The 10666-nt window shown below is 71.2% G+C and carries 8 protein-coding genes; 3 read left to right on the top strand and 5 right to left on the bottom strand.

What is annotated here, in order from left to right:
• Positions 1 to 121 precede the first annotated feature (121 nt).
• The 3 genes from ACFVH5_RS09005 to ACFVH5_RS08995 all read left to right on the top strand — a co-directional run bounded on the left by ACFVH5_RS09005 (position 122) and on the right by ACFVH5_RS08995 (position 3645).
• Positions 122 to 592, top strand: a complete 471-nt coding sequence (locus ACFVH5_RS09005; protein WP_385832879.1) for a YybH family protein — start codon at positions 122 to 124, stop codon at positions 590 to 592.
• A gap of 282 nt (positions 593 to 874) precedes the next feature.
• Entirely contained in the window at positions 875 to 2272 is a 1398-nt protein-coding gene (locus ACFVH5_RS09000; RefSeq protein ID WP_385832884.1) for an MFS transporter, read from the top strand.
• Positions 2269 to 3645: an FAD-dependent oxidoreductase gene (locus tag ACFVH5_RS08995; protein WP_385832878.1), complete on the top strand. Its 1377-nt coding sequence runs from the start codon at positions 2269 to 2271 to the stop codon at positions 3643 to 3645. The genes ACFVH5_RS09000 and ACFVH5_RS08995 overlap by 4 nt, the downstream gene beginning before the upstream one ends.
• A gap of 66 nt (positions 3646 to 3711) precedes the next feature.
• On the opposite strand, the gene ACFVH5_RS08990 is transcribed toward ACFVH5_RS08995, so the two are convergent.
• From ACFVH5_RS08990 to ACFVH5_RS08970, 5 genes are all read right to left on the bottom strand, one after another.
• Positions 3712 to 4392 (bottom strand): response regulator, encoded by a 681-nt coding sequence (locus tag ACFVH5_RS08990; protein ID WP_385832877.1) that lies wholly within the window; start codon positions 4390 to 4392, stop codon positions 3712 to 3714.
• Positions 4389 to 5729 carry a sensor histidine kinase gene (locus tag ACFVH5_RS08985; protein ID WP_385832876.1) on the bottom strand — a complete coding sequence of 447 codons (1341 nt, stop codon included), beginning with the start codon at positions 5727 to 5729 and terminating at the stop codon, positions 4389 to 4391. Before ACFVH5_RS08985 ends, ACFVH5_RS08990 begins: the two co-directional genes overlap by 4 nt.
• A gap of 7 nt (positions 5730 to 5736) precedes the next feature.
• Complete coding sequence (locus tag ACFVH5_RS08980) at positions 5737 to 7980, bottom strand: MMPL family transporter (RefSeq protein ID WP_385832875.1); 2244 nt, start codon at positions 7978 to 7980, stop codon at positions 5737 to 5739.
• 172 nt (positions 7981 to 8152) lie between these two features.
• Complete coding sequence (locus ACFVH5_RS08975; protein WP_385832874.1) at positions 8153 to 9487, bottom strand: alpha-glucosidase/alpha-galactosidase; 1335 nt, start codon at positions 9485 to 9487, stop codon at positions 8153 to 8155.
• The gene (locus tag ACFVH5_RS08970) at positions 9487 to 10563 is read right to left on the bottom strand and encodes a carbohydrate kinase family protein (protein ID WP_385832873.1); all 1077 of its coding nucleotides are present in this window, start codon (positions 10561 to 10563) and stop codon (positions 9487 to 9489) included. Before ACFVH5_RS08970 ends, ACFVH5_RS08975 begins: the two co-directional genes overlap by 1 nt.
• Positions 10564 to 10666: the final 103 nt, after the last annotated feature.

Below are 10666 nucleotides of genomic sequence, written 5' to 3'. Positions count from 1 at the left end.
CAGAGCCAAGTACGTCCAGTACGAGGCTCTGCGCCCGGCACGGCGAGAGCACGCACCTGACGCCGCCCGGCCGCCCTCCGGGCGACGACGGGAATTGTCAGACAGGCCCTAGCGTCAAGGCATGACCGATCTGAACGACGAACAAGCGATCGCGGAACTGCACAGCCGATGGGTGTTCGGATGGGAGCGCGACGACGGGGACGCCCCGTTCGACTTCCGGCGCACCTTCGGTGAGTTCTACGACTTCGACTCCCCGGACGTCCGCCTCTACGACGACTTCGACGCCGAGCAGCGCGTGGCGACGACGGCCGCCCGGTACGGCTCTATCTGGGAGCCCGCCTTCCGCGAGATGGTGTCCGCACATCATGTCGTCGACGACGGCCCGTATGTGATGGCCGACCATGATCTGGCCGCCTCCACGCTGACGTTCGTGGCGCGGATCACCATGCCCGACGGCACCACGGACATCCGCACCACGACCTCGCTGGTCTGGCGCCGGACACCGGACGGCTGGCGGATCGTCCGCGAACACAACTCGACCAAGGTGCTGCCCGCGGGGGACCTCGACGGCGTGCTCCGGGTGGGCCCCTGACGCGCCCACGTCGGACCCGTGACGTGCCCGCGAACGCGTCCACTACGGGCGTCCACAGCACGCCCGTAGTGCGGAGGCACCAGGTCAGGTGAGTGCCTGGTCCGGGTGCACCAGAGGGAGACGGCGGCTGGGGACGATGCCCGGCACGGGCGCCGGAGGGGAGTGTGGGAGACACGTGCATCTCACGTGATCCCACACTTCCCTCCCGGTGTCTGGAGTGATCCGCAGGTGATGGCAAGAACCTCTCCGTCCGACGTATCCGATGCATCGGACGTGTCCGAGCTGTCCGAAGCCACACGTCCCCCGGTCCGCCTCGGACGACCGTCGATCGCCGCCCTCGGCGTCCTGGCACTGGCCCTCGGTGCCCTGCAGTCGGTCGTGGAGCCCGCACTCCCGCTGCTGCAGGGCGAGTTGGGGGTCAGCCCCGCCGAAGGGGCCCTGGTCGGCAACGCGTTACTCGTCACGGGCGCGGTCATCACACCCGTCGCGGGCAAACTCGGCGACCGCTACGGCGGAAAACGCGTGCTGATCTGGCTGATGGCCGTGGTCTCGGCCGGTGGCCTGCTGGCCGGTCTGGCGCCGAACCTGCCGGTGCTGCTGCTCGGTCAGGTGTTGCAGGGCGTGATGGTGGGCGCACTGCCCCTCTCCTTCATCCTGGTGCGCAAACACCTCCCGCCGGCGGAGTCACAGGTGGCGATCGGAGTCGTCGTCGCGCTGTTCACGGGCGGCGGCATGGTGGGCATGCTGTTCGCCGGGCCGATCGCCGAAGGGCTGTCCTGGCACTGGATGTTCGCGCTGCCCACGATCGCGATCATCGCGACGACGGTGGTCGTGAGCCGGCTGATGCCGCACGATCCGCCGGCCCTCTCGGACCACGGGATCGACTGGCCCGGTGTGGTGCTGCTCAGTGGCGCGTTGCTCGCGTTCATGCTCGGGCTCGTGACGGTGACGAGGGACGGCGGTCTGCCGCCGTTCGCGGTCGGTGCCGTCGCGGTGGCCGTGGCCGTCCTCGCGGCCGGCTGGGTCGCCGTCGAGCGTCGGGCGGCCTCGCCGATGGTCGATCTGCGCATGCTGGCGAAGCCCGCGATGTGGCAGGCCTGCCTACTCACCTTCGTCGTGACCATCAGTTCCGGGATGGTGCTCTTCCTGCTCCCGCAGCTGTTCGCCGTCTCGGCCGACGGCTACGGCTTCGGAGCGGACACCACCGGCATCGGTCTGTTCCTGCTGCCCGGCGCCGTCGCGGGAGCGGTGAGCGATTCGGTCGGCGGGCTCGCGGTGCGGCGTTTCGGCTCGCGTGCCGTGGTCGTCGTGGGCTCCGTCGCCACGGCGGCCACGATGATCGCCCTGGCCTGGCTGCACAGCGCGGAATGGCAGCTCGTCCTCGCGAAGGTGCTGACCGCGTTCGCCGCGGGCGTCGGCACCACGGCCCTGCTCGCCGGGACCGCCACCGCCATCGCGACCAAGGACATCGGCATCGCCACCAGCCTGCTCGTGGTGACGCGCGTGATCGGTGTCGCACTGGGCGCCCAGGTGGCCGGCGCGATCCTCGACGCCGGGGCCGGACCGGTCACGGGCCTGCCCGCCGAGTCGGCCTTCGCCGCGGGGTTCACCGTCGCCGGTCTCGTCGCCGCGTCGGCACTGCTCGTTGTCCGTCTCACGAAAAAAGGAGCCCAGGCATGACACCGACGCCGATACCGACACCGACGCCGACCGGTCCGTCGACGGACGTGAAGAACACGACGGACGTGAAGAACACGACGGACGTGAAGAACACGACGGACGTGAAGAACACGAAGGACACGGGGATCACGAAGAACACGAGAGGTCCCGTGAGGCGTAACGTCCTGATCTCCGGGGCCAGCATCTCCGGACCCGCGCTGGCGTACTGGCTGCACCGGTCCGGATGCGCGGTCACCGTGGTGGAGAAGGCGGGCGCACTACGCGCCGGCGGTTACCCGATCGACATCCGCGGCACCGCGATCGAGGTCGTCCGGCGGATGGGGATATTGCCGCAGTTGCGGGACGCCCACATCGACTCGCGCCGCTGCACGTTCCTCGACTCGGAGGGCAGTCAGGTGACTTCGGTGCGTCCGAGCACCGTTGCCGGCAGTGTCGAGGGACAGGACCTTGAGGTGCGCCGCGGGGATCTGGCCGCGCTGCTCCACGCGTTGGTCCGCGACGACGTGGAGTTCCTGTTCGACGACTCCATCGACACCCTCGACCCGCTGCTTAACACCCCCAACTCCCCGCACGTCCCTGGCCAGCACGGGCAAGGTGTCGACGTCACCTTCCGCAGCGGGCGACGGCGTACGTTCGACCTGGTGGTCGGCGCCGACGGCATGCACTCGCACACCCGGGAGCTGGTGTTCGGCCCCGAGGAACAGTTCCACCACTATCTCGGCTACTGCTTCGCGCTGTTCACCATGCCGAACTCCTTCGGGCTCTCCCGCGAAGTCATGCTGTGGAACACCCCGGGAAAGGCCGCGGCCCTGTACGCCGTCGGGGACAACGACGAACTGCACGCCTTTCTGAACGTCCACCGGCCGCAACCACCGTTCGGCACCCTCCGCGATTCCGGCGCCCAGAAGCGGTTGGTCGCCGCGGCCTTCGCGGGCGAGGGATGGAAGGTCCCCGACATCGTCGACGCCATGCGCCACGCGGACGACCTGTTCTTCGACACGGCCGGGCAGATCCGTATGCCCCACTGGTCCCGTGGCCGTGTCGCGCTCGTCGGCGACGCCGCGTACGCACCCTCGTTCCTCACCGGACAGGGAACGAGCCTCGCGCTGACCGGCGCCTACATGCTCGCCCACGCACTGGCCACCCACCGGGACCACACCGCGGCCTTCGCCGCCTACGAACGCGACACCCGCGGGTTCGTGGCCATGAACCAGGCACTGGTCGACCAGGGCGCGGCCTCGCTCTTCCCCACCACGGCACGGGCGTTGGAACAGCGCAACGCCAGGCTGCGCGACCTCGTCACCCTGCCCTCGGCCCCGGCCCGACCGGCTCATTCGGCACTCACACTGCCCGAGTTCACCCAGGAGCCGTGAGGAGCAGCCGCCGCAAGAGCCAGCCGTGAGCAGTGGCTGTGAGAACGGCCGACCCCCGGCGGTGGATCACGACAGGCCGTCGGGGGCGGGGTGGGCCAGGCCCGTCCGGTAGGCGATGACGACGAGTTGGGCCCGGTCGCGGGCCTCCAGCTTCGTCATGGCGCGCTGCACATGGGCGCGTACCGTGAACGGGCTGAGGAACATCCGCTCGGCGATCTCCTGGTTGGACAGACCGGTCGCGACCAGCGCCACCATCTCGCGTTCGCGCGGGGTGAGCACGGCGAGCTGTTCGGCGTGCTGCGGCAGGTCGTTGTCCGGAGTGGCCAGGAAACGGGCCACCAGGGAACGGGTCGCGGCGGGGGACAGAAGAGTGTCTCCGTCGGCGATCGTCCGCACGGCGTCCAGCAGGTCCTCGGCCCCGATGCCCTTGCCGATGAAGCCGCCGGCCCCCGCGCGCAGCGCCTGGGCGACGTACTCGTCGGTCTCGTACGTGGTGAGGATCAGGATGCGGCTGGTACGCAGTTCCGGGTCCGCGCAGATCTCCGAGGTGGCGGCGAGACCGTCCACCTCGGGCATACGGATGTCCATGATCACCACGTCGGGGCGCAGCTCCCTGGTGAGCCGCACCGCCTCCCTGCCGTCGCCCGCCTCACCGACCACGGTGATGTCGTCGGCGCTGTCGAGGAGCAGCCGGAAGGCACCGCGCAACAGGGCCTGATCGTCGGCGAGGAGCACCCTGAGCGTCACGACGCGTCCCCGCGGACCTTGCTGTCACCGATACGACCGACACCACTGATGTCACCGACACCACCGATGGCGCCGCCATCCCCGTCATCCCCGGTGTCCCTGGCGGGCGGGAGCGGCAGCTGCGCCGAGACCAGGAAGCCGCCCTCCGCGCGGCTGCCCGCGGAGAGGTGACCCCCCACCGCGGTGGCCCGCTCACGCATCCCGATCAGACCGAAACCGGGCGACGGACGGTCCGGAGCCGCGGGCGAACCCGGTCGCGTGGACACGGCCGGGGCCGTGCGGGTGCCCCCTCCGTCGTCGGCGACCGTGACGGTCACGCGGTCGCGGTTCCAGGCGAGGCGCACCCGGGCGCTGCGGGTACCGGAGTGTTTGGTCACGTTGGTCAGGGCCTCCTGGACGATGCGGTAGGCGGTGAGGTCGACCCCCGGCGGCAGCGGCCTGGCCGTGCCCTCCTGGTGCACCGACACCTCAAGGCCCGCGCGGTGGAAGGACTCGATGAGGGTGGGAAGCCGGGACAGCCCGGGCGCCGGTTCGGCGGGCGCGGCCGCGTCCCCGGTCTGCCGCAACAGGCCGACCGTGGCCCGCAGTTCGTCGAGCGCGTGCCCGGTGGTCTCGATCAGCTCCCCGAGGCTCCTACGGGTCTGCTCCGGGCGCGTGTCGAAGAGGTGGGCGGCGACCGTGGCCTGCGCGTTGGCCAGGGTGATCTGATGGGCCACGAGATCGTGCAGCTCGCGGGCGATACGCACCCGTTCCTCGGCCACACGCCGACGCGCCTCCTCGTCCCGGGTCTCCTCGGCCCGCCGGGCCCGCTCCTCCACGGCCGCCAGGTAGGCCCGGCGGTTGCGCACCGAGTGCCCGAGCACGCCGGCCACCAGCGGGAACGCCGACACCACTCCTATCCGGCTCGTGTCCTGCCACGAGAGGTCCCCGGTCAAGGGAAGGGAAGCCACCAGCAGTACGGCGGCACTGAGCGCCACCGCGCCCGCCGCGCGCCGTTCGGTGCGCGCGGTGAGCGCGTAGGAGTAAGCGGTGATCACGGCGGGAGCCGCGGTGAGCGGGCTCAGCAGCAGGCCCAGGGGCTGTACGAGGACCGTGGCCGCGGTGGTGGCCGCGAGGGTGGCCAGGGGTGCCCGGTGCCGCAGCGGCAGCACGGCACAGGACACCACGGCGACGAAGTAGGCGGCGACAGGCGGCGCCGACAGTGTGTCGTCGACCTGGATCACACCGCCGAGCAGACAGAGCACGAACGCCGTCGCCGGGACCGTGCCCTGCCGCCGCCACGTGCCAAGGGATCGCGGGCCGTGTGATCGCGGGCCACCGCCACCTGCGCTCGCCATGGCCGGTTCAGTGCCGGCCGACGGGGAACCGCGGCACCGCCGCGTTCGGTCCGGTCGCGGAGGCCGGAGCATGCCCGCTCAGTGCCTCACCCTCGATGTCCACATTCGGCAGCACGCGGTTCAGGATACGGGGCAGCCACCAGGCACGGTGGCCGAGCAGTGCGAGGACCGCGGGTGCGATCGCCATCCGGACCACGAAGGCGTCGAAGGCCACGGCGGCGGCCAGACCCACGCCCATCGTCTGGATGGTCGGGCTGCTCATCCCGACGAAACCGCCGAACACGCTGATCATGATGATCGCCGCCGCGGCCACCACGCGTCCGCTGTGCCGGAAACCCGTGACGACCGCCTCGCCGGGGGACGCGCCCCGTACGTAGGCCTCCCGCATCCGGGTGAGGAGGAAGACCTCGTAGTCCATCGCGAGGCCGAACACTATGCCGATGACGAGGATCGGCATCAGTGACATGACCGGTCCGGTCTGCTCGATGCCGAGCAGGTCCGCCGCCCAGCCCCACTGGAAGACGGCGACCAGGACACCGAAGGCGGCACCCACCGACAGCAGGAAGCCGAGCGCGGCCTTGACCGGGACGAGGAGCGAGCGGAAGACCACCGTCAGCAGGAGGACCGCCAGGCCGATGACCACGGTCAGATAGGGGAGGAGGGCGTCGGACATGGCTTCGGAGATGTCGATGTTCAGGGCGGTCGTGCCGGTCACCAGGACGGTGGCGCCCGTGCCGGCCTCGACGCCGGAGACCGCGTACCGGATCGCCTGCACCAGGTCCTTGGTCTCGGCGCTGTTCGGCGCGGTCCGCGGGACGGCGGTGAGGACGGCCGTGTCCTTGGCCCGGTTGAGCACCGGATCACCGACCGACGCCACCCCGTCCACTCCTCGTACGGTCCTGGCGACCAGGTCCGTGGCGGTCCGGGCGTCCTTGGACCGCGAGGTGTCCACGACCACGGTCAGAGGGCCGTTGAAGCCGGGGCCGAAGCCTTCCGACAGCAGGTCGTAGGCGCGGCGCTGGGTGGTCTCCACCGACTTGGACTCGTCGCCGGGCAGCCCGAGTTCGAGGCTCAGCGCCGGCAGGGCGACCGCCCCGAGACCGAGGACGGCGGTCAGCAGCACGGCGCCCGGCCGGCGCAGCACGAACCGGGCCCAGCGGGTGCCGAGCCCATCGCGGCCGACCGAGGTGGGCGCCTGGTGCGTGTGGTCGCCGCCCGGCCGGCCGGACCTGCGGACGGCGCGGGACAGCACCCGCCGGCCGAAGAAGCCGAACAGCGCGGGGACCAGGGTCAGTGCGACGAGTACGGCGAGGGCCACGGCGCCCGCGCCGCCCAGGCCCATCTTGGTGAGTTCGGGGATGCCGACGACACCCAGCCCGACCAGGGCGATGAAGACGGTCGCGCCGGCGAACACGACCGCGGAGCCGGCCGTGCCCACCGCCCGCCCGGCGGCCTCCTCGGGCTCGCCGCCCCGGGCGCACTCGTCGCGGAAGCGGGAGGTGATGAAGAGGGCGTAGTCGATGCCGACCGCGAGGCCCAGCATCAGCGCCAGGATGGCGACGGTGGACGTCAGCCCCAGCGGCACCGCCAGCGCGGAGACCAGGCCGAAGGCGATGGCCACGCCCACGACGGCGGTCAGCAGCGACAGCCCGGCCGCGACCAGCGATCCGAGGGCGAGGACCAGCACCACCGCCGCCACGGCCACGCCGATGATCTCCGTCGTGCCGCCCGGCTCCTCCTCCGCGTCCAGGGCGGAGCCGCCGATCTCCACGGTCAGCCCCGCGTCCCGGGCCCGGCTCGCGGCGCTTTCGAGGGCGCTCTTCGTAGGCTCGGTCAGGTCGACGGCGTCCACGGCGTAGGTGACCGTGGAGTAGGCGATGGTGCCGTCCTCGCTGACGGCGCCCGACTCGTAGGGGTCGGAGGCCGACGCGACCTGATCGGTCCCGTCGAGCGAGCCGAGGGTGTCCTCGACGGCCGCCCTGTTCTTCCGGGCCGTCACCCGCTGCCCGTCCGGGGCCCGGAACACCAACCGGGCCTCGGCGCCCTGCGAGTTGCTCTCGGGGAAGCGCTCGTCGAGCAGGTCGAACGCCTTCTGCGACTCGGTGCCGGGCATGGAGAGGTCCTCCTCCTCCCCGGCCGGTGCCAGTGCGGCGGCGGCCACGGCCAGTACCAGCGCACCCAGCCACAGACCACCCACGAGCCGCCGGCGCCGGAAGGCCCACCGTCCGATCCGGTAGAGAAAAGTTGCCACCTGTCGATCACTCCAGACACCGTGAGGAAGGGGAGACGCGTGCGGTTCACGCGTCTCCCAGACTTCCTTCCGGCGCCCCGGCCGGGCATCGTTCCCCGCCGCCGTCCTGCCCTGGTGCGAACGGACCAGCCGCACCCGACTCCTGGTGCCCACGCACTACATCGGCTCGTCCTCAGTGGCCCAGGGTGGCCCGCAGCGACGGCTGGAGGAGGTCTCCGTGGGCTCGTACCATGTCGTCGCACAGGTCCCAGATGCGCTCGACCGGCAGGGCGGCGGCGGTGGCGGGATCGGCCATGGCCGCCTGGCGGATCGACCGGGGGTCGTCCTCGACGGCGGCGCGGACCACCAGCTCGTTCATGCTCAGGTAGTTGCGGTTGAGCGCGGCCAACTGGGCGGGCAGCGGACCGACCCTGGTCGGCTGGACGCCCAAGGCGTCGACCAGGCACGGCACTTCGACGGTGCCGGAGGCCGGGAGATTGTCGATCAGACCGTGGTTGGGGACATTGCCGTTGACCGTGCGCGGGGTGCCGGTCACGATGCTGTGGATGATCTGCGGCGCGTACTCCATGGTGCCCTCGACCGTGAGGGGCGTACCGGAGGCGAGTGCCTGGCGGGTCTCCTCGTAGGCGGCGACGTTCTCGTCGACGATGCCGAGGTACGCGCCGATCGGGAGGCGCAGCCGTTCGATCTCGCTGTCGTGGTGCAGGTACCAGGGGACGTACTCGGAGGAGTGCTCGCTCGTCTCGGTCGGGTAGAAACCGAGGCGCCGGTACATGTCGACGCGGACCCGGCGCCGCAACTGCGGGTCCTGCTCGATCAGTTTGTCGAGGAGCGGGTAGAGGTCGTTGCCCTGGTGCTCCAGGCGCAGCACCCACGCCTGGTGGTTGACCCCGGCGGCACGGTAGGTGATCTCCTCGTACGGGACGCCGAGCAGTTCGCCCAGGTCGTGGATGGTCCAGTACACCGAGTGGCACAGTCCCACCACGCGGGTCAGACCGGTCGCCCGGGTCAGGTACTGGACGTTCATGGCCATGGGGTTGGTGTAGTTGAGCAGCCAGGCGTCCGGGCAGAGTTCGGCGATGTCGGCGGCCAGCGACTTCAGTACGGGGAAGGTGCGCAGCGCGCGGAAGATGCCGCCGATGCCCAGGGTGTCACCGATGGTCTGCCGCAGGCCGTGGCGCTGCGGGACCTCGAAGTCGGTCCGGGTGGCCTCGCCCATGCCGACCTGCACGATGTTGATGACGAAGTCGGCGTCCTGGAGAGCCGCGCGGCGATCGAGGTGAGCGGTCACCCGGGGGTGGGGAGAGCCGCTCCCGGTCCCGGTGAGCCGGTCCGCGATCTGCCGGGCCGCGCCCTCGGCGGTGGCGAGGCGTTCGGTGTCGATGTCGTGCAGGGCGATGTGGGCACCCCGCAGCTCGGGGAAGGCCAGCAGATCGGCCAGCAGGCCCTGGGTGAACACGACACTGCCCGCGCCGACGAACACGATCTTCGGGGTACTGAGAGTCATCAGAGGTTCTTTCCGTTACGGGAGAGGGCGGCCACGGCCTCGTCCCAGGTGGGCTGGGCCGGAGTGCCGCCATGAGCACGCGTGGACAGCGCGCCGCAGGCCGCGGCAAGGGCGAGGGCGTCGGCGGTGGACAGACCGCGCAGGTGCGCGGCGACGAATCCGGCGTCGAAGCTGTCGCCCGCCCCGACGGTGTCCACCGGCTCGGCGGGGATGCCGTCCGTGCGCAGCACGGTGGAGCCGTCGTGGGCGACGGCCCCGTCCGGACCGTTCTTGACGATCACGTGCGGGCCGTGCGCCGCCAGAGCCGCGGCTGCCGCCTCGATGGACTCCGGGGCTGCTCCGGCAGCACTCGAAGACGCAGCACTGGTAGAGGAAGCGCTCGAAGCGGTGGCATGCGAAGCGGCGACGCTCGAAGCGGTGGCGTTCGACAAGGCGGCCCTCGACCGGGCGGCGGCCGAAAGGGCCGTCGCCTCCTGTGCGTTGGGCAGGAGGAAGTCGGTGACGGCGAGCGTGGCAGGCAGCGTGTCCGGCGCCCACCCGCCCGACGGGTCGTCGTTGGTGTCGAGTGAGGTGGTGGCTCCCCGGGCACGGGCCGCACCGAACAACTCCGGCAGCGCGGCGGCCAGGTGAGGCAGCAGGAAGTACGACGCCGCGTGGACGTGACGGGCGGCGCCGAGCAGGGACTCGGGTACGTCCTCCGGTCCCGTGGCGGTCAACGTGCCGGGCGAGGTGAGGATCGCCCGGTCGCCGTCCGGCCGGGTCAGCACGACGGTCAGGGGAGTGGCCAGTGTCCTGTCGACGCGCAACGCGGTGGTGTCCACACCGCGGTCGTGCAGAGCGGCCCGTACGAAACGGCCCGCGTCGTCGTCGCCGACGCGTCCGGCGAAGGCCACCTCGAGACCGAGCCGGGCCGCGCCACAGGCCATGATGGCGGCCGAGCCACCGAGGGTGAGGAGTCCGGAGTCGACGAGTTGTTCGTGCTGCCCGAAGGACAGTGGCGCGTCGAGGGGACCGAGGACGACATCGGGATTGGCGTCCCCGATGACGAGCAGGTCGAAGTCGAAGGTGTGCGGCATACGGTCTTCCTGAAGAGGGAGTGCGGGTGCGGGGGCGTACGGGCGGAACCGCGCTGGGCAGCCGGACGGCGGACCGGGCGGCGGAGTACCGGGCGGAGTACGG

This window comes from Streptomyces sp. NPDC127119, assembly GCF_042677425.1.
Taxonomy (GTDB): Bacteria; Actinomycetota; Actinomycetes; order Streptomycetales; family Streptomycetaceae; genus Streptomyces.
This window is presented reverse-complemented; position numbering and strand designations above follow the sequence as displayed.